Annotated in this window: 10 protein-coding genes; 6 read left to right on the plus strand and 4 right to left on the minus strand. The window is 73.8% G+C overall.

Going from position 1 to position 25382, the window contains the following annotated elements:
* Positions 1 to 281 precede the first annotated feature (281 nt).
* The 4 genes from ACFVFS_RS12015 (at position 282) to ACFVFS_RS12030 (ending at position 10143) form a co-directional block, all read left to right on the plus strand.
* Positions 282 to 6035, plus strand: a complete 5754-nt coding sequence (locus tag ACFVFS_RS12015) for a hypothetical protein (protein ID WP_380622938.1) — start codon at positions 282 to 284, stop codon at positions 6033 to 6035.
* A 315-nt stretch (positions 6036 to 6350) separates the two neighbouring features.
* Entirely contained in the window at positions 6351 to 6995 is a 645-nt protein-coding gene (locus ACFVFS_RS12020; protein WP_380622940.1) for a hypothetical protein, read from the plus strand.
* Positions 6992 to 8962 carry a GMC family oxidoreductase gene (locus ACFVFS_RS12025; protein WP_380622942.1) on the plus strand — a complete coding sequence of 657 codons (1971 nt, stop codon included), beginning with the start codon at positions 6992 to 6994 and terminating at the stop codon, positions 8960 to 8962. Before ACFVFS_RS12020 ends, ACFVFS_RS12025 begins: the two co-directional genes overlap by 4 nt.
* A complete protein-coding gene (locus tag ACFVFS_RS12030) occupies positions 8959 to 10143 on the plus strand; it encodes a ferritin-like protein (RefSeq protein WP_380622944.1) in 1185 nt (394 codons plus the stop codon). Before ACFVFS_RS12025 ends, ACFVFS_RS12030 begins: the two co-directional genes overlap by 4 nt.
* Before the next feature lie 115 nt (positions 10144 to 10258).
* On the opposite strand, the gene ACFVFS_RS12035 is transcribed toward ACFVFS_RS12030, so the two are convergent.
* Entirely contained in the window at positions 10259 to 11479 is a 1221-nt protein-coding gene (locus ACFVFS_RS12035) for an MFS transporter (protein ID WP_380622946.1), read from the minus strand.
* 156 nt (positions 11480 to 11635) lie between these two features.
* Positions 11636 to 12511, minus strand: a complete 876-nt coding sequence (locus ACFVFS_RS12040) for an alpha/beta fold hydrolase (RefSeq protein WP_380622948.1) — start codon at positions 12509 to 12511, stop codon at positions 11636 to 11638.
* Positions 12512 to 12707: 196 nt separating this feature from the next.
* Between ACFVFS_RS12040 and ACFVFS_RS12045 the strand changes: the two genes are divergently transcribed.
* On the plus strand, positions 12708 to 13328 hold the full coding sequence (locus ACFVFS_RS12045; protein WP_380622950.1) for a TetR/AcrR family transcriptional regulator: 621 nt from the start codon (positions 12708 to 12710) through the stop codon (positions 13326 to 13328).
* A 144-nt stretch (positions 13329 to 13472) separates the two neighbouring features.
* The gene (locus ACFVFS_RS12050; protein ID WP_380622952.1) at positions 13473 to 14330 is read left to right on the plus strand and encodes a thermonuclease family protein; all 858 of its coding nucleotides are present in this window, start codon (positions 13473 to 13475) and stop codon (positions 14328 to 14330) included.
* A 6-nt stretch (positions 14331 to 14336) separates the two neighbouring features.
* Here the strand turns inward: ACFVFS_RS12050 and ACFVFS_RS12055 are convergent, their stop codons facing one another.
* A complete protein-coding gene (locus tag ACFVFS_RS12055) occupies positions 14337 to 19925 on the minus strand; it encodes an amino acid adenylation domain-containing protein (protein ID WP_380622954.1) in 5589 nt (1862 codons plus the stop codon).
* Positions 19922 to 25009 carry an amino acid adenylation domain-containing protein gene (locus tag ACFVFS_RS12060; protein ID WP_380622956.1) on the minus strand — a complete coding sequence of 1696 codons (5088 nt, stop codon included), beginning with the start codon at positions 25007 to 25009 and terminating at the stop codon, positions 19922 to 19924. Before ACFVFS_RS12060 ends, ACFVFS_RS12055 begins: the two co-directional genes overlap by 4 nt.
* Positions 25010 to 25382 lie beyond the last annotated feature (373 nt).

Below are 25382 nucleotides of genomic sequence, written 5' to 3' on the forward strand. Positions count from 1 at the left end.
GACCGCGACGCATAACGCCGGATTGCAGATCGATCACCTTACATCGGACTTTTTACGCCAATCATATGTAGTCGTCCCGATCTGTGATACATCAGTGCGATCGGGTTGCTCTCGTCCCACAGCCGGGGGCACTGGACGCCGATCCGAGGGGACGACACATGACACTGCGTAGGCCCGGCCGCCCACGTCGGGCGAAGCCAAGAGCCGCTTGGAGCGGCGGAGGACGTGCGGGAAAGCGGAGAAGGCGTAGGCCGTCGCGGCTGCTCTGCGTCCTGGTCGGCATGCTCGTGGCGTTCACCGGGTTCGGGGTGAGCGGGACCATCGGTGCTGCGCCGGCCGCCGAGGCCGCGCCGCTGTCGACCTTCTCGAAGACGGGCTTCGACGTCACGAACCCGTCGACGGCGACCGCCACGACCGCCGGTTCGGCCAGGCCCGGGGACACCGTCAAGTGGGTGCTGGACTACAAGAACGGCACGACCACGGACGCCGACGTGTCGATCTCCGACCCGATCACCGGCGGACAGACCTACGTCGCCAACTCGCTGCAGCTGCCGCCCGGCTTCACCGGCTCGGTGGCGAACGGCACGCTGACCGCGAAGGGCCCCGTCCTGCAGGGGACGACCTCGGCCGCGTCGCCCGTCTTCAGCTCGCAGCCCGTCAACTTCAACACCCCCGGCGGTGACGGCTACTCGGTCGAGGGCTACAAGAACAACATCTACACCGTCTTCCACCACAACAACTCCGGCACGGTCGTGTTCTGCGCGACGCTGGCCGGCGCGGTCTGCCCGGGCTGGCCCGCGCTCTCGACGTACGTGGACCCGAAGGCCGGGACGCCACTGGGCACCGGGACCGCCGGCGCCTACTACACCGCGCACATCAACGGTTCGTTCATTTCCAACGGCCGGTTGTACTGGCCGGTGTCGATGAACCTCGAATACGGGATGCAGTGCCTGGACCTGGACGCCCGGGTCAGCTGCGGCTACACCCATCTCGGAACGAGCCCGGCCGCCACACACGTCCTCGCCGGCGACGGCATCGCGGCGGCCGACGGCAACTACTACTACCTGGCCCTCGGCGGCAACCTGCACTGTGTCGCGCCGGACGGCACCGCGTGCGGCGCCGTGAACGTCACGGTTGGTGGGATTCCCGCAACCGGGTACAGCTTCGAGGTGGGGACGTACGGCCGTTACGTCTACGTCACGTACATCAATGCCGCGCGGACCAGCGACTACCTGTCGTGTTTCGACACCGCGACCCGCCAGCTGTGCGCGGGCTTCCCGATCGCGACCGGTGCTCCGCAACCCGTCGGCTTCAGCAGCGAGGTGTTCCCGGTCGTCTCGTCGAACGGCGATCTCCTCGGAGCCTGTGCGGTCTACGGCTCGGTCTGCTACGCGCCCACGGGCGCGGCGCTCGCGAACCCGTGGAGCCAGCGGATCTACTCCTACGGGGCCTCAGGCCAGGGCTACGGCACGGGTGTGCTGGTCGGGACGAAGTACTACACGGGCAACGCCAACCTGGTGGACTGCTACGACTTCGCGCAGCCGCTGGTCGCCGGCAAGGTCCAGCCCTGCACCAGGTTCACGACCCGTCCCCCGAACCTGCGCAGCTACACGGTGCGTCCCCTGGCGAACTTGCCCGGCTGCTTCGCGTCGAACGGTGACGGCGGGCGCATCGGCATCTTCAACGGCGAGACCGGCACCCCGTGCGCCTCGGCGTCCCGGAGCGTGCAGCTGACCCCGGACGTCTACTACTGCGACGGCAAGTCCGGGCACACCACCTCGTGGGGAACCGTTTCGCTGCCCGGCCTGGACGGCTCGCAGTACTACGGCGCCACCCTGACGCTCACCGGGGCCAACGGCGCCCCCGTGCCGGGGTGGACCGACGTGCCCTTCCCGAGGTCCGGCCCCCAGTCCATCGACATCTCCGCGCTCCCCGTCTCCGGCAACACCGCCTCGCTGACCGCGACGGTCGGCCTGGCCGCGGTGAACAACGCCACCGCGGTCGATGCCGCGAAGGTGAAGGTCACCTGGGCCGGCGACAGCGTCCAGGTCTGCTACCGCACAGTCGCTCCGCCGGTCTCCTGCCAGCAGACCCTGCCGGTCACCAACAACGCCACCGCCGTCACCACGGCCGGTGGCACGAGTGACGCGCCCGGCCAGACCACGGGCACCGTCACCTTCAACGTGGCCCCGTCGGCCGAGCAGTGCATGCTGCACCTGACCAAGACCGCCAACCCCGCGACCGCCAGACCGGGCGATCAGGTGACGTACACGATCACGGTCACCAACACCGGCACCCAGGACTACGTCGCCGCCAACCCGGCCTCGCTGAGCGACAGCATCACCAGGGTCCTGGGCGACTCCACCTTCGATACCGCGAGCCTTCAGGCCTCTGCCGGGAACGCGAGCTACGACCCGGCCGGCAAGGTGATCGGCTGGTCCGGCCCCCTCGCGGCCGGTGCCACTGCCACCATCACCTACACGGTGAAGGTCAACGACCCCGATACGGGTGGCCACCTGATGGAGAACCGGGTCGTCACCCCGCCGGGCGTTCCCTCCAACTGCGCCGCGACGTCCACGGACACCGCCTGCGCCGCCACCGTCCCGGTGCAGTCCCTGCGGGTGGTCAAGTCGACGCCGGCCACCAAGGTGACGGCCGGCGCGAAGGTCGACTACACGGTGACGGTGACCAACACCGGCGCCGCCGACTACACCGCTGCCGCCCCCGCGTCGTTCACCGACGACCTGACCGCCGTCCTCGACGACGCCGCCTACAACCACGACGCCGCGGCCACGGCCGGCGCCGTGAGCTACGCCGCGCCGACGCTCTCCTGGTCCGGCCCCCTGCCCGTGAACGGCACCGTGACGGTGACCTACTCCGTGCGCGTCGACGACCCGGACACCGGTGACCAGAAGCTGGACAACACCGTGGTCACGCCGGCGGGCTCGGGCGGCAACTGCGCACCCGGCTCCACCGACCCGGCCTGCCGCGTCCAGATACCGGCCAGGGCGTTCTCCCTCGTCAAGACCGCCTCCAAGCCGACCGCCAACCTCGGCGACTCGGTCACCTACACCCTGAAGGTCACCAACACCGGCGCGTCCGACTACACCGCCGCGGACCCGGCATCGTTCACCGACGACATGACCGGCGTGCTCGACGACGCCGCCTACAACAACGACGCGGCGGCAACAGCCGGTGCGGTGAACTACGCGGCACCGTCCCTCACCTGGTCGGGCCCCCTCGCCATGGGCGCGTCGGCGACGGTCACCTACACCGTGACCGTGAACACCCCCGACAACGGCGACCGCCTGCTCCACAACACGGTCAGCAGTCCCCCGGGTTCGGGCGGCAGCTGCGTCCCGGGCAACACCGACCCGGCCTGCCGCAGCGACGTGCCGGTGCCGGACGACCCCAAGCTGACACTGGTGAAGTCGGCCTCCGCCGACACGCTCGTCGCCGGTGAGCAGATCACCTACGAGTTCGAGGTCAAGAACACCGGCAACGTCACCCTCACCGACGTGAAGATCACCGAGGGCACGTTCACCGGCGGCGGCACGCTCGGCCCTGTGGTGTGCCCGGCCGAGGCCGCCTCGCTCGCACCCGGCGCCACCGTCACCTGCACCGCCGACTACACGGTCACGCAGGCCGACGTGGACGCGGGTTCGGTGAAGAACACCGCCACCAGCACCGGCACCCCGCCACGCGGCGCGCCGCCCGTCTCCCCGCCGTCCGAGGTGACGGTGACCGCGACCGACGCGCCGGGTCTGTCCCTGGTGAAGTCGTCCTCGGCCCGCACGCTGGTCGCGGGCGAGGAGATCGTCTACACGTTCGAGGTCAAGAACACCGGCAACGTCACGCTCAAGGACGTGAAGGTCAACGAGACCGCGTTCACCGGCTCCGGCGCCATGTCGCCGGTCACCTGCCCCGCCGAGGCCGCCTCCCTGGCCCCGGGCGCTACGGTGACCTGCACCGCCACCTACACCGCCACCCAGGCGGACGTGGACGCGGGATCGGTGAAGAACACCGCGACCGCCACCGGCACCCCGCCACGCGGCGAGCCCCCGGTCACCCCGCCGTCCCAGACCCTGGCGACGACGGCCGACAAGCCCGCCCTGACCCTGGTCAAGACCGGCCACAGCAGCAAGCCGGGCGAGCTCGTCGTCGGTGAGCAGGTCCGCTACGACTTCGCCGTCACCAACACCGGCAACCTCACCCTCAAGGACGTGAAGGTCAACGAGACCGCGTTCACCGGCTCCGGCGCCATGTCGCCGGTCACCTGCCCCGCCGAGGCCGCCTCCCTGGCCCCGGGCGCTACGGTGACCTGCACCGCCACCTACACCGCCACCCAGGCGGACGTGGACGCGGGATCGGTGAAGAACACGGCCACCGCCACCGGCACCCCACCACGCGGCGCACCCCCCGTCTCCCCGCCGTCCGACGCGATCGTCCCGGCACCGGAGAAGCCGGCCGTGGCGCTCGTCAAGACCTCCTCCACCGGCACCCTGGTCGCCGGCGAGCAGATCACCTACAAGTTCACCGTCACCAACACCGGCAACGTGACGCTGAAGGACGTCAAGGTCAACGAGACCGCGTTCACCGGCAGCGGCAAGATCGACCCCGTCACCTGCCCCAAGGAGGCCGCCACCCTGGCACCCGGCGCCACCGTGCTCTGCACCGCCACCTACACGGTCACCCAAGCGGACGTCGACGCCGGTTCCGTCAAGAACACCGCGACCGCCACCGGCACCCCGCCGCGCGGCGAGCCCCCGGTGTCGCCGCCCTCCGAGACGACGGCGACCACCACCGACCAGCCCGGCGTGTCCCTGGTCAAGTCCGCCACCACCGGCCAGGACGACAAGCTCGTCACCGGCGAGAAGATCACCTACAGCTTCACCGTCCGCAACACCGGCAACGTCACCCTCAAGGGCATCAGGATCACCGAAGGCCAGTTCACCGGCCACGGCAAGCTCGACCCGATCACCTGCCCCAGGGAGGCCGCCGCCCTCGCCCCCGGCACCACCGTCACCTGCACCGCCACCTACACCGTGACGCAGGCCGACGTCGACGCCGGCTCGGTGAAGAACACCGCCACCGCCACCGGCACCCCGCCCCGCGGCGAGCCGCCGGTGAGCCCGCCGTCCGAGGTGGAACTGCCCCAGGCACCCAAGCCGGCCGTGGCCCTCGTCAAGTCCGCCCAGACCGAGAAGCCCGGCAAGCTCGTCACCGGAGAGAAGGTCGCCTACACCTTCGCCGTCACCAACACCGGCAATGTGACGCTGAAGGACGTCACGATCAAGGAGGGCGCCTTCACCGGGCACGGCAAGCTCGACGCCGTCACCTGCCCGAACGGTGTCGCTTCCCTGGCCCCGGGCGCCACCGTCTCCTGCACCGCCACCTACACCGTCACCCAGGCCGACGTCGACGCGGGCACGGTGAAGAACACCGCCACCGCCACCGGCACCCCGCCGCGCGGCGAACCGCCGGTCTCCCCGCCCTCCGACGTCACCATCCCCTCCAACGGCAAGGGCGCCCTCAACCTCACCAAGACCGCCGACACCACCGACACCAACAGGACCGGAAAGAACGACACCGGCGACCGCATCGACTGGAAGCTCACCGTCGCCAACCAGGGCACCCTCACCATCACCGACATCAAGATCGACGACCCCACCGCCGGCGAGGTCACCTGCCCCAGGACCACCCTCACCCCCGGCGAGACGATGACCTGCACCACCAAGCCGCACACCATCACCACCCAGGACGCCGAACGCGGAAAGGTCGTCAACACCGCCACCGCCACCGGAAAGGCCGGCACCACCCCCCTCACCTCCCCCGAGGCCACCGCCACCGTCAAGGTCGAGCAGGGCAATCCGGCGACGCCCGTCGGCCCCGCGGCCGCCAAGCCGTCCGGACCGTCCGGCATCCTCGCCCACACCGGCACCGCCGTCCTCACCGTGCTGGGCATCGGAGCCGCGCTGCTGATCGTCGGCGCGCTCACCCTCGGCCTCAGCAAGCGCCGACAGCGCAACGACTGACCGACCCGACCACATGACCCCCGCGCCCGCCGGGATCACGGAACCCACCCGTGACCCCGGCGGGCGCTTCACATGTGCGCCGACCGGGCCCGCCCGACGCGCCGACCTCGCCGTGGGCAGGGAGGCGCGTCCGAGCCGGAATCCGGACGGCTGCGAGACCGGTCGGCGCCCGTTCGAGTGGAACCGGGAGCCCCGTCCGACGCGGCCCGGGCTACGCCGGAGGGGCGGGTGACGACACTGGATGGTTCGCCCGAGAACTGTTCCGGCAGGGCATTCGGCGCCTGGTCCCGACGGCCCCCGTGAGAGAGGAGCGTGATGACGGTTCCCGCTGTGACGCAGGAGATCGAGGACTTCGTCGACCGCTGTGTGCCGTTGACCGGCTTCACCGCGTTCGACCTGTACGCCACCGGTATGGCAGAGCGTTACCTGGACACCGCCCGGCAGCAGGTGGGGCCAACCGCGTTCGCCGAGTTCTGGACCGCGTGGTCGGCCGCCGTCGACGCACACGGCGGCCCGCAGGACCTGTCACCCGTCCACCTGGAGGTGGCCCGGGCCCTGGCGTACCTGTGGCTGACCGGCGCCTGGCCGCGCCTGGCACCGGCCGCGCACGCGGCGCTGCGGCGGCAGATGGCGAACGAGGAGTTCGTGGTCGCGCCGGAGGCGTACGTCGAGGGTCTGGTGTGGCGGACCTTCCACGGGCATCCGGCCGGGGCCAAACCGCCGGGCTTCGGCACCTGGTCGGTCCCCCCGCCGCCCCAGCCCACCGCTGAGGGGCTCCGCCAGGACCTGGGCCTGGACGAGAAGCCGGTGTTCCGCACCGGGCTGACCGAGGAGGTCGCGCTGGACGCCGTACCCGTCCACCTGCTGCCCGGTTACCGCGCCTCCCGCGCGATCCCGCCGTCCGCCGTACCGACCGCCGCCGCCGCCGTACGGTCCGACGCCCCGCAGGAGGACGCATGAGCGACACCCTGAACACCGTCAGCGCGGACGAGGCCGTCCGCCGGCGTTACGACGTCGTCATCGTCGGCGGCGGCTGGTCGGGCAGCCTGATCGCCAAGGAGCTCGGCGACCTGGGCTGGAACGTGCTGATCCTGGAGGCCGGCAACGGCGGCACCGAGACCTGGCCCGGCTACCTCGGCTCGCTCTCCACCTTCCACTCCGCCGTTGCCAAGGTGCCGAACTCCGCCTACCGCCGCAGCGTCGCCGCGCCCTACCCGGATGTCCTGGACCTCGCGCCGGTGCGCGATCCGAAGCCGGGGCAGCCGGAGTTCACCGCGAACGGCTACTTCGTCCAGAACGGCCGGCTCCCCTACGGCACCGACTATCTGCGGGAGTTGGGCGGCACCGCGATGCACTGGCTCGGGGCGGTGCCGCGCATGCACCCCGAGGACTTCGGCACCGAGCAGTACGGCTACGGGCGGAGCTGGCCGATCGGCGCGGAGGACCTGCAACCCTGGTACGCGCGGGCGGAGTTCGAGATCGGCGTGGCCGGGAACGCGGACGACCAGCGTGTGATCGGCGTCGTCACCGGCGACGACTACGTCTATCCGATGCACCAGATCCCGGCCAGCTACATCGACCGGTACTGCCAGGACCTCGACGGCGCGCCCATCCGGGACGACGTCACCGGGCAGACCTACGAACTGCACGTCCGGAGCCTGCCGCAAGCCCGCAACTCGACGCCCAACCCGGCCTACTCGGAGGTGCCGTACCGGCCGGAGAGCGCGGTGGGCCTGCCCAACTTCGGCGAGCGCTGCGTGGGCAACGCGAGCTGCGTGCCGATCTGCCCGGTGCAGGCCAAGTCCCATCCGCTGCGCCAGCAGGCCCGGTTCGCGAAGACCGTCTCGCTCGCCACCCGCTGCGTCGCCACCCGCGTCCGGCTCGCGGGCGCCACCCGGGGCGGGCGGGTGAGCGGGGTCGAGTTCCGCACGTACACCGACCCGGCGTCGCCGGTCGGCCGCCCGTACGTGGTCGAGGCGGACCTGGTGGTGCTCGCCGCGCACGCCATCGAGAACGCCCGCCTGCTGCTGTTCTCCGGCCTCGCCAACGGCAGCGACCAGGTCGGCCGCAACCTGATGGACCACCCCACCATCCTCAACTGGGCGCTCGCCGACGAGGCCCGCGGGCCGGTCGGGCCGTTCCGCGGGCCAGGGCACACCTCCGGGTGGGAGGACTTCCGGTTCGGTGACGGGCGCGCCACACGCGCGCCGTTCCGGATCGAGATCGGCAACTGGGGCTGGGGCTGGGCCACCGGCGCGCCGATGAGCAACGTCGCCACCGCCCTCGGCATCGGCGGCGACGCGACGGGCGAGGTGCGGCCGGACGGCGTGTTCGGACCGGAGCTGCGCCGCCTGCTCGGCTCCGCCCTCGGACGGCAGCTCCAACTCCAGATCGCCGTCGAGCAGTCGGCGAACCCGAGCAACCGGGTCACCATCGACCCGCGCTACCGCGACGCCATGGGCAACCTCCGCCCGGTCATCACCTACGACCTCGACGAGCACACCCGCGACGGCCTGTTCGCCGCCCGCATCGTGGCGGGCCGGATCTTCGACCGGCTCGGCGCCACCGACTACACCGACCACTCCCCGCGCGACGGTGTGCCCCCGCTCGGCCACTTTGTGCACACCGTCAAGGGCGAGACCCTGGACCTGGCCTACAGCGGCGCCGGCCACGGTGCCGGCACCCACATCATGGGCAGTGCCGCCGCCACGTCCGTGGTCGACGAGTACCAGCGCACCTGGGAGCACCCGAACCTGTACGCCGTCGGCTGCGGCAGCATGCCCTCCATCGGCACCAGCAACCCCACCATCACCATGCTCGCCCTCGCCCTGCGCAGCGCGGAGAAGATCCACCGGGACCTGCTCCTCGACCGGCGGCCGGCCGACCTGCGCGGCACACGGAACGCGACCGAGGAGGTACCGGCGTGATCACCGCACTCGCACTGGACAAGGCCGGCTTCGGCGTCCCGAAGGACCTGGACGAACTGCGCACGTACCTCCAGGCGGCGCTGGAGGTGGAACACCTGACCATCCCCGTCTACATGACCGGGATGTACACCATCCGCCCCGGCACCAACCGCACCGCGTACTACGCGATCCGCGCCGTCCTGCTGGAGGAGATGCTCCACATGACGCTGGTCGCCAACCTGCTCAACGCGGTCGGCGGCCGCCCGGTGGTCGATTCCGGCGTCGTCGCCGAGTACCCGGCCAAGCTGCCGTTCAGCGGTGACGGCGTGCCCAGGATCGGGCTGCGGCACTTCTCCCCCGAGGCGCTGGAGACGTTCCTTCGCATCGAACTGCCGAAGTCGATGGCTCCGGGCGGCGATCCGGGTTCCGGCTGGACCTCCATCGGCCAGTTCTACGACACCGTCCGGACCGGCCTGGAGCACCTCATCAGGACACTCGGCCAGGACCAGGTCTTCACCGGCGGACTCGAACGCCAGGTCGGCCCGGAGGACTTCTACAACTCCGGCGGCGAGGTCTTCCGCATCGACGGCCGCAACTCGGCGCTGGAAGCCCTGGAAACCATCACCGAACAGGGCGAAGGGGTGAGCGACAGCATCTGGAACAGCAACAACCGCTTCGGCGAACAGCGCGAACTCGCCCACTACTTCCGCTTCAACGAGATCTTCGCCGGCCGCGCCTACGGACCCGACGACCGCCCCAAGGACCCGCCCAGCGGCCCGCTGATCGACGTCACCTGGGACGACGCCTACCCGATCCACGGCGACTCGAAGGTCGAGGACTACAAGGAGCACGAGAACACCAGCGCGGTGTACGGGCAGGCCGTGGCGTTCAACGCCCGCTACGCCGTCCTGCTGGGCTACCTGAACTCCGCGTTCAACGGCCGCCCCCGGGACATGGCGCTCGCGATTCCCACCATGCTCGAACTGCGCGACCGGGCGGAGCAGCTCTACCGGAACCCCCACCCCGATCCGAGGTTCGCCGCCGAGGGCCGCTTCGCCAGCGCGACCTTCGAGATCACGCCGAGGGAGGACGGCCTCGCCGCCGAGGAGGTCCGGCGCAACATCCGGGCCGCGGCGCTCGAAGCGGGCGCACCGATCGACCTGTCCACCCTGGCCTCCGATTCCGCCGAGGCCTTCGCCTGACCCCGCGGACGCGTGCGGCACCGCTCGGACCCCGGTCCGGGCGGTGCCGCCGGCGGAGGGCCGCGGCCGCGCCTCGCCGGCGGCGACGCGGACGGTCACCGTCCGGGTTTCCCGGCTACGGCCCGGTGCGCCGGTGTTGACGGAACGTCAGCGCAAGAGCCGTGAGCGACAGCAGGATCACCACCGCCGCGTATCCGTCGGCGGTGCGGTGCAGGCCGAACCGGCCGGAGAGCGCACCGGCCGCGACGGCGGGCAGGCTGAAGGCCAGGTACCCGACGACGTACAGGGCGGCGAAGACGGCGGCCCGCTCCTCGGCGGCGGCCTGCGGGCCGACCGTGCGGAAGGAGCCCAGCAGGGCGGCTCCCCAGCCGAATCCGGCGATCGCGGTGCCGAGGAGGTAGGCGGCCGGGACACCGGCCGCGACGCCGATCAGGGTCAGTGCGGTGCCGGTGGCGAGTGCCAGCGAGCCGATGGCCATCGCCCCGTCCGGCTTTCGCGGGTGGAGGGTGAGCGAGCCGATCGCGCCCATGCCGGTGAGCAGGGCGATCACCACGCCGGCGATGACGTGGTTGTGGACGTGCAGGACATCGGCGCTCAGCGACGGCCCGAGGGACAGGGTGAATCCGGTGAGCGCCCAGAGCGCGACCAGGCCGGGCAGGACGGCGACGAAGTGCGGCTTGACCTGGTGCGGCACCGACACCCGCGGGCGGAGCGAGCCGAGGGCGCCGGGGCGGCGCGGCGCGGTCTCGGGCATCAGGGCGACGACGGCGAGGGCGGCCGCGAAGACGGACCCGAGCAGGACGTAGACCAGTGCGGTCGGCGCGGGGGCGTACTCGACGAGCAGTCCGGCCCCCAGTGCGCCGGACGCCAGGCCCAGGCACGAGAAGACGCTGTTGATCAGTGTTCCCAGGTGGGGACGGTGCTCGGGCTGGAGGTCGACCAGGCCGGCGCTGATGGCGCCGGTCGCGGCACCGGTGGCCAGGCCCTGCAGGGTACGGGCGACCATCAGCGATCCGATGCCGCCGGCGGTGGCGAAGAGGGCCATGGCGCCCGCTTCGAGCACCAGCGAGACGGCTATGACCGGGCGGCGGCCGACGTGGTCGGACAGCGCGCCGACCACCGTCAGGGCGAGCAGCAGGGCAAGGGCGTAGAGGGCGAACACCACGGTGACGGCGGCCGCCGAGAAGCCCCAGTGGGCCTGGTAGACGGGGTAGAGGGGGGACGGGGCGCTCGCGGCGGCCAGCAGGAGCAGCTGCACGCCTCCGAGCAGCCAGAAGGCCGCGGCGCGGGGCAGCAGGGGGCGCCCGGGCCGGCGGGGCGGGAGGGAACCGGTCATGGCTGAGGTCTCTTCAGTTCTGGCGGTGCGCGGCGCCGCACGACGTGATTCCTGCCGGGGCCGCGGCGCAGCGCGTTCGTACGGGGGGTGCGGCGGGGCAGTGGCGCCCCGCCGCAGCACGGTCGTTCCTCGTGGCGGTCGGGCGGGTGGATCGGGTCAGCCGGTCCAGTCCGCGAGGAAGTCGAGGAGCTCCCGGTTGACGACGTCGGGGCGCTCCTCGTGGCAGAGGTGTCCGCAGCGGGGAATCGGCACTCCGCGGACGTCGTCGGCCAGCCCCTTCCAGACGTCCAGGACGTCGTAGGCCTGTCCGACGGCGCCGAAGTCCTCGCCCCACATGGTCAGCACCGGGCAGTCGATGAGCCGGTAGGCGTCCTCGCGGTCCTGGGCGACGTCCTCGGCGGCCGCCCGGTGGTCCATGCAGGATCCGCGGATCGCGCCCGGCTGCCGGTAGGCGCGGACGTAGACGGCGACCTCCTCCGGGGTGAGCATGTCGGGGTCGTAGGACCAGCTGCGGTAGAAGTGGGTGAGCCAGGTCTCCTCGCGGCCCGCGATCAGCGCCTCGGGGAGGTCGGGCACGCCGAGGAAGGTGAAGAACCAGTACCCCTGCCGGGCGAGGGCGACGTCGTAGGTGTCGGCGACGACCCGGGTGGGGATGTTGTCCAGCGCCGCGAACCGGTCGATCCGGTCGCGGTGGTCCTTGGCGAACCGGGTGCCGACCCGCGCCCCGCGGTCGTGGCCGACCAGGGCGATGCGCTCGTGGCCGAGGTGGTCCATCAGCGCGGCCACGTCGTTGGCCATGGTCCGCTTGTCGTAGCCGGAGGCGGGCTTCTCGGTGTCGCCGTAGCCGCGGAGGTCGGGGGCGATCACGGTGAACCGCTCGGCCAGCACGGGTATCTGCTTGCGCCAGCCGTACCAGGTCTCCGGGAAGCCGTGCAGCAGGTAGACCGGCGGCCCCTCGCCGGCACTGACCCAGTGCTGCCTGATCCCGTTGAGCTCGGCGGTGTGGTGGGTGATGCCTGTCGGTTCGCTCATCGGGGCTCGCTCCTGATGTCGGTCCTCGCCGGTAGACAGATCTGTCTGATCCGCACACTAGACAGACCAGTCTGTCTAGTCAACCGGCCCGGGCACCGCGGGAAGAGGCGCGGCCGGGCGGCGCACCACGCGGCGGTACGGGGCAGCGGAAGCGGGCTACCATAGACAGATCGGTCTGCTTTGGAGGTGTCCCGTCATGACCACGAGGAGCGCGGCCAGGCCCACGGCCCGCGAACGCCTGCTGGCCGCCGCGGACGAGCTGTTCTACCGCGAGGGCGTGCACACCGTCGGCATCGACCGCGTCATCGAGCAGGCGGGTGTGGCCAAGGCGTCGCTGTACAACGCCTTCGGCAGCAAGGAGTCGCTCGTCCGCGCCTACCTGGAGGGCCGGCACGCGAGGAGCACCGCGCGGATCACCCGGCACGTCGAGCAGCGGGACTCCCCGTACGACCGCCTGCTCGCGGTCTTCGACGCGCAGAGCGAGCAGTTCGCCCGGCCCGACTACCACGGCTGCGCCTTCGTCAGGGCGAGCGCCGAGGCCCACCCCGGCGACCAGGTCGAACAGGCCGCGGAGGCCTTCCGCGCCTGGATCCGCGGGCTGTTCACCGATCTGGCCCGGGAGGCCGGGGCCCCCGACCCCGCCGTCCTGGCCCACCAGCTGCACCTGCTCTACGACGGCGCCGGGGTCTCGGCGGGCATGGACCGGGACCCGTCCGCGGCCGCGGCCGCCCGGGCCGCCGCGGCGGCCCTGCTCGACGCCGCGCTCGCCGGGCCCGGCGCCGACACGCGGGCAGCCCGCCGACGCGCCGGTGATTGAAGGCGATCGCACACGAACATAGAGTGGCGGCTCCTTCCCCTCCCGCGGGGAAGTGACGACGACTCACGGTGAAATCCCACCGGGTGCGAACCGGCGGACGCCGATCGGACCCATGGCGCCGCCCTCCCACATCAAGGGGCTGCCATGACCATGCTGCTGGTCCTCGGCGAGTACCGGATCATCGGTACCGAACCCGACGGCGACACCATCCACTTCGTCCCCACCGACCCGCTCGCCTTCGACCGGCTGAAGGACGCCCCGGTCGAGGTCAAGAACGGCGTCGCCAGGGTCAGGCTCGACGGCGTCGACGCCCTGGAGACCCACTACGACCGGACCGGGCCGCGGATCCGCCAACCCGCCGAGTTCGGTGACAAGGCCGCGCAGGAGCTCCTGACCTTCCTCGGCTTCGGCAACGTCCGGCGCGTCGGGCAGAAGGTCGTCTCCGCCGACCCGCCGCAGACCCCCGGGTGGATCCTCACCCAGGGCGGGGACCCGTTCAAGCGGTGCGTCGCCCTGCTCGGCACCGGCACCCCGCCCGGCGCCGACGGCACCGACCTGCAGGTCGGCGTGCCGCTGCTGCAGAGCACCGCCAACCACCACCTGCTCAGGACCGGCCTGGTCTACCCCGCCTTCTACGGCAAGCTGCCCCGCGAGCTGAGGGACGAGCTGGCCAACGTCACCCGCCAGGCCCGCGAGGCCGGCCTCGGGCTGTGGCCGTTCGACGCCACCACGGCCCCGAGCGGCGCCTTCGTCACCGGCCTGGCGTCCCTCACCGAGGTGGTCGTCCTCCCGAAGCTCTTCCGGCGCCTGGTCGACCACTTCAACCTGGTCGAGCAGTCGCTGGCCTGCTTCCCCGCCTACCTGGCGGGCAAGGAGGACAACGTCGAGGTCCTGTCGACGAGGACGAAGCAGCTGACCCTCGCACCGCTGGTCCAGATCGTCAACGGCTCGGCCGTGCGCATGCTCGCACAGCCCGAGGACACCGTCTTCTCCGAGAACTGAATCGGCTCAGGCGCCCGTCACCGCCGTTCCGGCCGCCGGCACCCGGCCCGGCAGGGCGCGGTCGGCCGCGGCCTGCACGGTGTCGAGGTCCTCGGCGGTCTCCGCACCGGCGACGGCGTCCGGCAGCGCGTCCTCCAGGTACCGCAGGGGGCGGTAGCGCAGGCCCAGGGCGGCCCAGACGATCAGCAGCACCCCGCAGGTGACGAGGAGCAGGCCGGTGCCGCGGCCGGGCCCGGTGCCGAGCACGCGCCCGACCGTGCCCGCCAGCGCCCCTCCCGGGTTCAGCAGGCCGGCGAAGGACTCGGCGAGGGGCGGGGCGGTGAGGAAGGACAGCGGGGTCATGGCGACGGCGAGCATCTGGTTGGTGGCGAGCACCCGGCCCTGGAGGTCCGGGCCGACCTTGAGCTGGATGATGGCCAGCCAGTGCGCGTTGAGGATGCTCATGGACGCCCACCAGACGAGTGCGCCCACGGCCGCCAGCGTCACCGAGGGACGCAGGCCGACCAGGACGACGCCCAGGCCGACGCCGCCCACGAACCCCACCATGCCGGTGGCCCGCCGCGCGGTGCCGCCCCACAGCGCCACGATCAGGCTGCCCGCCACGGCCCCCGCGCCGCCGACCGCGGTGACCACGCCCACCGCGGTGGTGCCGCTGAAGCCGAGCACGCTCGGGACCGTCAGCGTCACCGCGAGGGTGCCCAGGTAGTTCTCCACCATGAAGAACACGATCATGACCAGCAGCGGACGGCGCCGGGCCAGGAACCGCCAGCCGCCGACGACGGCCCGGCCGAAGGACTCCTCCCGCCGGCGGAAGAGCCGGTCGGGGAAGCGCACCCACAGCAGCGCGGCGAGGCCGACCAGGAACGTCGCGACGTCCACGGCCACCACCCAGGGCAGGCCGACCAGCCCGATCAGCGCGCCGCCGGCCAGCGGGGCGATCAGCGTCCCCAGGCCGGCGCCGAGGTTGGCCAGGCCGTTGGCCTGCACCAGGTACGGCTTGGGGACCAGTTGGGCGACCGCCGCCAGGTAGGCCGGTCTGCGGAAGGCCGTCACCAGTGACATGACGCCCACGATCAGACCGACCTGCCAGAGCCGCAGGCCGCCGCTCCACAGGGCGGCCACCAGGGACACCGTGGCGGCCGCGGAGACGGCGTCGCAGGTGAGCATGACCCGGCGGCGGTCGATCCGGTCCGCCACCGCGCCGCCCAGCGGCGCCGCGACGATCGCGGGGAGCATGGCGAGCATGCTGATCAGCGCGTAGTCGAGGACCCGCCCGCTGCGCTGGTAGGCCCAGACGCCGAGGGCGAAGGAGGTCAGCGCACTGCCGATCAGGGAGACCGTCTGACCCGCGGCGACCAGGTAGAAGTCCCTGAGGTCGCGCCGCGCCCTCCCGCCGACGACCGTGACGTCGGCGAGCGGCTCCGGCAGCCTGCCGCCGGCCCAGGCGCCCAGCCGCTCGCCGACCAGCGCGGCGAGCGCGGCGGCCTGGTGCTTGAGGAAGTAGTGGCCCGCCCGGGGGATGGTGGCCAGCTCGACCCGGTCGGCGAAGGCCCCCCACTCCGCGAACCGCTCCTCGTAGAGCTCGGTGGACCGGTCGCGTTCACCGATCACGCAGAGCACCGGGGCCCGCAGCCTGCGGGCGCCCGGGCCGGTCAGTTCGCCGGTGAACCAGCCCTGGGCCTGGTCCACGTCGTGCCGCAGGGCCCGGAGCATGGTCCGCTGGGCCGCTTCGGACGCCTCCGCGTCGCCGTCCTCGTCCAGGCCGCCGAGGGTGCGCAGGAAGTCCCGGTAGGCCCGGTCGGACGTCCAGCGGGTGGCCGGGAACCTGGTGCGCAGCCAGGTCGACAGGCGCCCCGGCAGCCGCGCGCCGGGAAAGCTCCCGCCGACCAGCAGGCCGGCCACCGGGACGCCCTCGGCCTCCAGACGCAGCGCCAGTTCGGCGGCGGCGGCCGAGCCGACGCAGTGGCCGTAGACCGCCACCGGGCCGCCTCGGCCGCCCGGGGCCCTTCCGGCGGCTTCGGCCAGCTCGGCGACGACCCGGTCGATCAGCACGGTCAGCGGGAGCAGCGGCTCGTCCGGCCGGGCCGGGTCGTGTCCCGGCAGTTCCACGGCCAGCACGGCCGCGCCCGGGACCGCCGCGGCCAGCTCCGTGGCGAGCGGGCCGTAGGAGGCCGCCGAACCGCCGCCGTAGGGGACGCAGACCACGGTGACGGTCGGGAGGCGGCCGGGCGGGGGGCCCGCCAGCCGGTGCAGCAGGCGGCGCTCGCCGTCGGGCCCGCCCGCCTCGGCCGCGTCGAGGAACGCGGCCAGCTCGCGGACGGTCGGCCGGGTGAACAGGTCGATCACCCGGAGCGCCGGGTCGATCGCCCGGACGGCGCGCACCGCCCGGAAGGAGTCGCCGCCCAGGGCGAAGAAGTCGTCGTCGATGCCGATGCCGTCGGCCGCGCCCGGTTCCAGGACCTGCGCCCAGGCCCGGGCGACGCGCAGCTCGGTCGGTGTGCCCGGGGCGGTGTGCCCGGTGCTCGCCGCCGGCTCGGGCGCGGGCAGGGCCGACCTGTCCACCTTGCCGTTGGGGGTGAGCGGCAGCGCGGGGAGCACGACGATCGCCGAGGGCACCATGTAGTCGGGCAGCCGGCCGCGCAGGGCGGTGCGCACCCGGGCGACGTCCACGGCGGACCCGGGCGCCGCGGGGGTCACCCAGGCGGTGAGCCGCGCGGCGTGGGCCTCGCCGACCGGCAGCACCACCGCCTCGGCGAGCTCGGGCCGGTCGCGCAGCGCGCCGGCCACCTCGCCGAGCTCCACCCGGAAGCCGCGGATCTTGACCTGGTCGTCGATCCGGCCGAGGAACTCGACCAGCCCGGTCGCGGTCAGCCGGACCCGGTCCCCGGAGCGGTAGCACCGCGTGGTGCCGGTCACCGGATCGGGGACGAAGCGCTCGTCGGTCAGGTCGGGGCGGCCGACGTAGCCGCGCGCCACACTCGGCCCGCCGATCCACAGCTCGCCGGGCACCCCGGCGGGCAGCGGCCGGCCGCCGGGGTCGACCACCCAGCAGTCCACGCCCGCCAGGGGCCGGCCGATCGGCACCGTCCCCGAGCGCCGGTCCGGCGGGGTCTCCTCCACGGCGCAGCCGAGCACGGACACCGTGGTCTCGGTGGGCCCGTAGTGCACCTGCACGGCCAGCCCGGGCCGCGCACTCCGGATCCTGGCCACCAGGTCCCAGGAGCACGCCTCCCCCGCGAGGACGAGCAGCCTGCGGGGCAGCACGCGGCCGAGGTCGCCGTGGGCGGCGAGCAGTTCCAGATGGCTCGGCACCATCTTGACCGCGTCGACCGGGTGCGCCGCCAGGTACGCCCCGTACGCCTCCGGGTCGGTCGCCACCTCGCGGTCCACCAGGTGCACCGTGCCGCCGGTGGTCAGCGCCCCGAACAGGTTGGTCATGCCGAGGTCCGCCGCGTGGGTCGACACCAGGGCGAACGAGCCGCCCGCGACGCCGGGTTCGGCCAGTCGCTCGGCGACGGCGTGCAGGTAGTGCACGATCTGCCGGTGCTCGACCGTGACGCCCTTGGGGCGGCCGGTCGAGCCCGAGGTGAAGATCAGGTAGGCCGGTGCGGCCGGATCGACGGCCACCTCCGGTGGCCCGCAGGGCTGTTCCGGTCCCCCGCCGGGCCGGTCCGTGGGCGCGCCCGGAGCGGACGGGCCGTCGAGGATCAGCAGCTCCGTGAGGGGGCCGGCCGGGTCCGCGCCGTGCCCCGGGAGGCGGTCCGGGAGGCGGTCCGCGAACTCCCGCTCCGCGAGGACGACGCGCGCGCCCGCCGTCGCCAGGATGTCGGCCAGCCGGTCGTCCGGGTACGCCGGGTCGAGCGGCAGGTAGACCGCGCCCGCCTTGAGGGCGGCGAGCAGGGCGACCACCAGCGGTGTCCGGCGGTCGGCCAGGACGGCGACCGGTTCCTGTGGTGCGACCCCGGCCGCGAGCAGCCGGTGCGCGAGCCGGTTCGCCCACCGGTCCAGCTGTCCGTAGGTGAGGTCGCCGTCGGGGCCGACGACCGCCGTCGCGTCGGGCCGTTCGGCCGCCCGGCGCTCGACCAGGGCGTGCAGCGGCCGGGTGAGGTCGAACCGCCGGCGCGGCCCGGACAGCAGCGGCCCGTCCACCGGTTCCAGCGCCACCTCGCGCACGGGGCGGTCGGGATCGGACAGCACGCCGTCCAGCAGGGCCGCGTACCACTCGGTGATCCGCCGCGCGGTGTGCCGCTCGAAGAGGTCGGTGCGGTAGATCAGCGACCCCTCGTAGGTGTCGCCGTCGCCGGTGGAGGAGGTGGCCGTGAACGCCAGGTTCAGGTCGAACTTGGCCGTCGTCGCCGGCGGGGCGAAGACCCTGGCCGCCAGTCCCGGGAAGCGCGGCGCCGCCGCCGGGGTGTCGATCACGTTGAGCAGGACCTGGAAGACCGGTGTGGTGGAGAGGTCGCGGGCCGGGCGCAGCCGGTCCACGATCCGCTCGAACGGGACCTCGGTGCGGGCGAAGGCCTCCAGCGCCACGTCCCGCACCCGGGCCAGCAGCTCCCGGCCGCTGGGCCCGCCCGACAGGTCGGTCCGGACGGTCAGGGTGTTGATGAAGAAGCCGATCGTGCGTTCGGTGTCGGGGTGCCGCCGTCCCGCCTCGGGCACGCCGACCGGCACGTCGTCGGTGCCCGACAGCCGGGCCAGCAGTTCCTGCCAGACGGCGAGCAGCACCATGAAGGGCGTGCAGCCGAGCTCGGTGGCGCGCCCTCGCACCTTGGCGGTCAGGGCGGGCGGCAGGATCACCGGCACTTCCGCGCCCGTCCGGTCCGCGACCGGTGGGCGGGGCAGGTCGGTGGGCAGGTCGAGGACCGGCTCCAGGCCGGACAGCGCTCGGACCCACCAGGCCAGGTCGGCCTCCGCGCGGTCCTCCTCCGGCCGCCGGGAGAGCCAGTGCGCGTAGTCCGCGTACTGGACCGGTGGCGGTGCGGGAGGGTCGGCCAGCCCGAGCCGTGCCGTGTAGAGCGCCGCCAGCTCCGCCACCGCCACCGTCCTCGACCAGGCGTCGAAGGCGATGTGGTGGACCGTCAGGGACAGCACGTGCTCCTCGGGGCCGAGCCCGAGCAGCATCGCCCGCAGGGGCGGCTCCACGGCCAGGTCGAACGGTCGGCGCTGCTCCTCCAGCAGGCGGCGGTCCAGCGACTCCCGCTCCCCCGGCCCGGTCAGGTCGGCCTCGGCCAGCGGCACCGCGTCCGCCGGGCCCGTCACGGCCGCCGGCTCGCCGTCGGTCTCGACGATCAGGCTCCGGAGGACCTGGTGCCGCTCGGCGAGGTCCCGCACCGCGCCCAGCAGCGCCGGGCGGTCCAGCGGTCCGCGCAGGTGCAGCGCGACCGGGATGTGGTACGCGGTGCTCTCCGGGTCCAGCTGGGTGAGGAACCACAGCCGTGCCTGGGCGGCCGACAGCGGGGCCGGGGCGTCCCCGTCCGGTCGGGCGGGGATCGCCGGGGTGCTGCGGGCCGCGGTGCGGCGGGCCGAGGCCAGCCGGGCGCGCAGCGCGTTGGCGAGCTGGGGGTCCCGTCGCTCGGCGGACACCTCGGTCATGCGGCACCGCCGGCGGTGACGGCGGCGGGGGTGGCCTGGCCGGCGGAGTCGGCGAGGTCGGCGGAGTCCGCCAGGTCGGCGAGCAGCAGGGCCTCCAGCGCGGCGGCGAAGTCGGCCAGGACCGGGTGCTCGAACAGCAGGCGCACCGGCACCGCGAGGTCCAGCGCCGCCATCAGCCGGCCGGCGACCCGGGTGGCCGCCAGCGAATGCCCGCCGAGCGCGAAGAAGTCGTCGTGGGCGCCGACCTCGGCGGTGCCGAGGACGGCCTCCCACACCTCGGCCACCAGCAGCTCGGCATCGGTTCCGGGGGCGGCCCGGTCGCGGCCGGGCCCGGGCCCGGGTGCCGGGAGGGCGCCGCGGTTCACCTTGCCCGAGGCCGTCAGGGGCAGGGCGTCGAGCACGACCCACTGCCGGGGCACCATGTGGTCCGGAAGGCGGGTGTGCAGGCGCTCCTCCAGCGCGAGCGTGTTGACGGCGTCCGGGGTCGCCGCAGAGGCGCCCGCCGCGAGGTAGCCGACCAGGTGGGCGTCCGCCCCCTCGCCGAGGATCACGACAGCCGCGTCCGCGACCGCCGGCTCCGCGCGCAGGGCGGTCTCGATCTCGCCGAGTTCGATCCGGTGGCCGCGCAGCTTCACCTGGTGGTCCCGGCGGCCCCGGAAGTCGAGCACGCCCCCGGACCGCCAGCAGGCCAGATCGCCGGTCCGGTAGCGCCTGCCGCCCGGCGCGAACGGATCGGCGGTGAACGCCGCCGCGGTCGCGTCGGGCCGGTTCCGGTAGCCCCGGGCGACGCCCGCGCCACCGATCCACAGCTCTCCGGTCACCCCCGGCGGCACCAACCGGCCCATGGCGTCCAGCACGTAGGCCGTCTCCCCGGCCAACGGCCGGCCGATCGGCACCGTCGCGCCGACAGGCGCCTCCACCCGCGCCATGGTCGAGTAGACCGTGCTCTCGGTGGGCCCGTAGGCGTTCCACAACTCGCCGGTCCGCGCCAGGAGTTCACCCGCCAGTCCGGGGTCCAACGGCTCGCCGATGCTGACGACGCGCACCCCCCGTCCCGACCACTGGGCGGCGACCAGCATCCGGAGCGTGGTCGGTGTGGCGGTCATCAGCGTCACCCCGGCCCGGTCGATGAACCGCGCGACGGCGTACCCGTCCACCGCGGCCTCGCGGTCCAGCACGGCGAGCCGGAGCCCGCAGCTCAGACCGACCCAGAGCTCGAACCCGAACACGTCGAAGGCCGGGGACGTCAGACCCAGCATCACGTCCTCGGGCCGGACGCCCGGTGTGATCCGCATCGCCGCGACGAAGGCCGCCAGGTTCGCGTGCGTGACCTCCACACCCTTGGGCAGGCCGGTCGAACCGGAGGTGTACAGCACGTAGGCCAGGTCCTCGGGCGCCGGCTCGGGCAGGCTCACGGGCCCGGGGTCGCTCGGACCGCCCAGGTCCAGGACGCCGGCGCCGACCGCTTCGCCCAGCGCGCCGGCCAGCGCGAGGGTCTCCCCCGCGGCGACGACCACGGTCGCCCCGGAGTCGGCGAGTTGGCCGCGCAGCCGCTCGACGGGCTGGTCCGGTTCCAGCGGGACGTACGCCGCCCCGGCGCGCAGGACGCCGAGCAGGGCCGCCGGCAGGTACCGGTCGCGGGGAAGGCAGACGCCGACGGTGAAGGCCGCCGCAGGTCCTGCCGCGGGCCCGGACGGTCTCGTCGCGAGCAGGGCCGCGGCCACCCGCCGGGACCGTTCGGCCAGTTCCGCGTAGTCGAGTTCGCCGTGCGGGTCGGAGGCGGCCACCGCGGTCGGCCTCCGGGCGGCCTGCGCGAGCACGGCCGCCACCACGGTCCGCGGACCGTCGGCCGGCAGCGGGACGCCGGTGCCCGCGGCGAGCAGGGCGGCCCGCTCCGCCCCGCTCACCACGTCGAGGGCCGACAGCGGCAGGTCCGGATCGGCCGCCGCGGCGCGCAGGACCCGGAGCAGCCGGTCGGCGAACGCCTCGGCGTCGGCCGGGCCGAACCGGTCCACGTCGTACTCGATCTGGAGCTCGGGCCCCCGCACCGTCTCGTTGACGAACACGGTCAGCGGTGCCTGCGTCCCACCGCTGCTCACCTCCCCGAGCAGCTCCAGCCGGACGCCGTCGCGCTCCACCGCCACCGGGAGGCCGGGCGGCTGGAGCGAGAGCACGACCGGGGTGCCCATCGTTCCCCGGGGGTGCTCGATGCCGGCCGCCTCGAAGGCGTCCTGCACGGTGAACCCCGAGTGGTCGAGGACGCGGGCGGTCGTGGCGGAGGCACGGCCGACGGCGCTCCGGAACGACTCCCCCTCCCGCAGTCCCAGCCTGATCGGCCTGATACCGACCAGCGGCCCGACTACCGCCTCCAGCTCGGGGTCCGCCCGGTGCGCCACGGCCGCGCCCAGGACGACGTCCGACCGGCCGGTGCAGGCGGCGACCAGCACGCCGAGCGCGGTCAGGAACACCGGGAACGGCGTGGATCCGCAGTCGGCCGCGAGCCCCCGCAGCACGGCCGCCGTCCCCGCGTCGAGGGGACGGGCCAGCCGTTCGCCGGCCAGTCGACCGGGACCGGCGGGCGCGGCGGAGAAGAGGTCGTGCGGCGGGACGGCGTCCGCCAGCTCCCGGGCCCAGAAGGCCCGCAGCTCCTCCACCCGGTCGGGGCGGGCGGCCAGCGCGCGCTCGTGCAGCGCGATGTCGCCCACCTGGACGGGCGGCGGTGCGAGGGCCGAGCCGCCGCCGGCCCGGTGGTCCGCCCCGCCGCCCGGAGCGTCGGCCAGCTCCGCCATCAGGACGCCGATCGACCAGCCGTCGAACGCCACGTGGTCGGTCACCACGACCAGCTCGGCGGCATCCTCGTCGAGCCGGAGCAGCGTGGCCCTGAGGAGCGGCGTCTCGGTGGCGAGGTCGAAGGCGTGGCTCGCGGCCGCGCGCGCCAGGTCGGCCGCCCGGCTCCCCCGCTCCGCCTCGGGCACTCCCCTGAGATCGTGCTCCTCGAACGGCACCGGGGCCGGCGGGCGGACCACCGCGACCGGTTCGTCGTCGACCGCCCGGCCGGAGTCGTCCACGCCGGAGCCGGCCAGCACGACGCTGCGCAACACCTCGTGCCGCCCGACCACCGCGTCCAGCGCGGCCCGCAGCCGCGCCGTGCCCGGCAGTCCGCGCAGGCGCAGCCGGAAGGCGATGGTGGTGGCCCGCTCACCGGACGCGACCTGCCGCAGCAGCCACATCCCCTGCTGCGCGGACGTCAGCGGGTAGCCGTCCCGCCCGGGGTGGCGGACCAGCGCGGGCTCCGGCGCGCCGCCCGCGCGCCCGGCCGACCCGCCGTGCAGCAGCGCGGCGAGTCCGGCGACGGTGGGCGCGGCGAGGAAGCCCGCCAGCGGGACGGCCGTCCCGAAGTCGCGGCCCAGGAGGGCGCAGACGCGGGCGGCCGCCAGCGAATGGCCGCCGAGCGCCGCGAAGTCGTCGTGGACGCCGACCTCCGCCAGGCCGAGGACACCGGCGACGATCTCCGCGATCCGTCGCTCGGCGTCGCTGCGCGGGGCCGTGTACTCGGTGTCGGCCGCCCGGCCGAACGCCACCGCGGCCAGCGCGGCGCGGTCGGCCTTGCCGGTCGGTCCGACGGGCAGGCGTTCGAGGACGGCGATCCGGGAGGGAACCAGGTGGTCCGGCAGCCTGTCCCGCAGCCAGGCGCGCAGCCGCGCCTCGGTGAGCGTCCGGTCGGCCGACTCCGCGTAGGCCAGCAGACGCCGGGTGCCGTCCCCGTCGGCCGGTGCGAGTGCCACGGCGTGCTGGACGGCGGGGTGCCCCGCGAGCGTCGCCTCGACCTCGCCCAGCTCGATCCGGAAGCCGCGGACCTTCACCTGGTCGTCGATCCGCCCGGCGAAGTGGTGGAGCCCGTCGACCCGCCGCACCAGGTCGCCGGTCCGGTAGTGCCGCACTCCGGCGGCGTCCGTGACGAACCGCTCGGCCGTCAGCTCCGGCCTGGCCAGATAGCCCCGGCCGACCAGCGGACCGGACACCCAGAGCTCCCCGGTCTCGCCGTCGCCCAGCGGGTTCCCGGCGCTGTCGCGGATCGAGAGCCCGCTCTCCGCGTAGGGCGATCCGATCGGCGGCTCCGCCCGCCCGTCGCGGGGCACCTCGTGCGTCACGCAGCTCACGGTGCACTCGGTCGGACCGTAGCTCTGGACCACCCGCCGTACGCCGGCGTTGGCGTAGATCCGGTCGGCCAGGGCCCGGGTGAGCGCCTCGCCGCCCGCGCGGACGGTGCGCACGCCCGGTGGCAGCGGCTCCCGTACCAGCGCGGCCAGCGCGGACGGCGTCCCGTAGACCATCGTGACCTGGTCCCGGGCGGGAAGGGCGGACAGCGCGAGCAGGTTCTCGGCCAGGATCACCGTCCCCCCGCGGAGCAGCGGGAGGAACAGCTGGGTCACCGACGGGTCGAAGCAGACCGAGGTCGCGGCCAGCATCCCGCGAAGCTCCTCGTCCGCGTACACGGACGACTCCCACCGCAGCAGGGCGGTCACGTTGCGGTGCTCGACCACCACGCCCTTGGGCCGCCCGGTCGAGCCCGAGGTGTACATCACGTACGCGGCGTCCGTCGGCTCGCCGACGACGCCGGGGCCGGCGCCGTCGGCAACGGCGCCGTCGCCGGCCCCCGGGTCCGCCGTCCCGGCCTCGACGAGCAGCAGGTCGACGCCGGTGGCCCGCAGGACGTCGCCGCGGCGCCGCAGGACGGCCGCCGAGGAGACCAGGTGGGCGATCCCGGCGTCCGCGGCGATGAACTCCAGGCGGTCCGCCGGGTGGGCCGGATCCAGCGGCACGTAGGCCGCACCGGCCTTCCAGACCCCCAGCAGCGCGGGGACCAGCCACTCGTCGCGGTCCAGGCAGACCCCCACCGGCGAACCGCGCCCGACCCCCCGGCGGCGCAGTTCGCCGGCCACGGCATCGGCCCGGCGGTCGAGTTCCCCGTACGCGGTCCGGACCGTCCCCGCCACCACGGCGATGTCGTCCGGAGCCCGTCTCGCCCGCTCCTCGACAGCCCGGTGGACCCGGCCGATCCCGAACGTGCTCGCCGACGTCATTGTCGATCCCCCCTCGTGAACCCGCCATGACACGCGCATCAGACGTGTCGGGCGTTCCGGTGGCAAAGCGGATGTGAGCGCTGGTCAGCTGCTGTCGCTGCTGCGTGCGGTCGAGCGGCCCGGGCAGGTCGTCTCGAAGGCGTTCAGGGCGGGTTTCCAGCGGCGCGCCCACCGTACTTCGCCGTCTCCGGCGGGGTCCAGGGTTGTGATCGTCAGGAAGCTGCCGTTGAGTGCGGCGGCCTCCTGGGGCAGGCGTCGATCGCGGCGCGGACGGCTCACCGCGGCCCGGGCGCGCTGATCACCTCCCGAACGCCGTACGGCATGTGCGTCGCCGGTCCGGCGCGTAGAGGGAGCTCCGCCGGGTAGGCGCGCG

The organism is Kitasatospora sp. NPDC057692, assembly GCF_042799475.1.
GTDB lineage: Bacteria > Actinomycetota > Actinomycetes > Streptomycetales > Streptomycetaceae > Kitasatospora.

Bases quoted from the DNA above. Each gene is read 5' to 3' on its own strand.
- ACFVFS_RS12015 (WP_380622938.1), top strand. From the start codon at position 282: ATGCTCGTGGCGTTCACCGGGTTCGGGGTGAGCGGGACCATCGGTGCT.
- ACFVFS_RS12020 (WP_380622940.1), top strand. From the start codon at position 6,351: ATGACGGTTCCCGCTGTGACGCAGGAGATCGAGGACTTCGTCGACCGC.
- ACFVFS_RS12025 (WP_380622942.1), top strand. From the start codon at position 6,992: ATGAGCGACACCCTGAACACCGTCAGCGCGGACGAGGCCGTCCGCCGG.
- ACFVFS_RS12035 (WP_380622946.1), bottom strand. From the start codon at position 11,479: ATGACCGGTTCCCTCCCGCCCCGCCGGCCCGGGCGCCCCCTGCTGCCC.
- ACFVFS_RS12040 (WP_380622948.1), bottom strand. From the start codon at position 12,511: ATGAGCGAACCGACAGGCATCACCCACCACACCGCCGAGCTCAACGGG.
- ACFVFS_RS12045 (WP_380622950.1), top strand. From the start codon at position 12,708: ATGACCACGAGGAGCGCGGCCAGGCCCACGGCCCGCGAACGCCTGCTG.
- ACFVFS_RS12050 (WP_380622952.1), top strand. From the start codon at position 13,473: ATGACCATGCTGCTGGTCCTCGGCGAGTACCGGATCATCGGTACCGAA.
- ACFVFS_RS12055 (WP_380622954.1), bottom strand. From the start codon at position 19,925: ATGACCGAGGTGTCCGCCGAGCGACGGGACCCCCAGCTCGCCAACGCG.
- ACFVFS_RS12060 (WP_380622956.1), bottom strand. From the start codon at position 25,009: ATGACGTCGGCGAGCACGTTCGGGATCGGCCGGGTCCACCGGGCTGTC.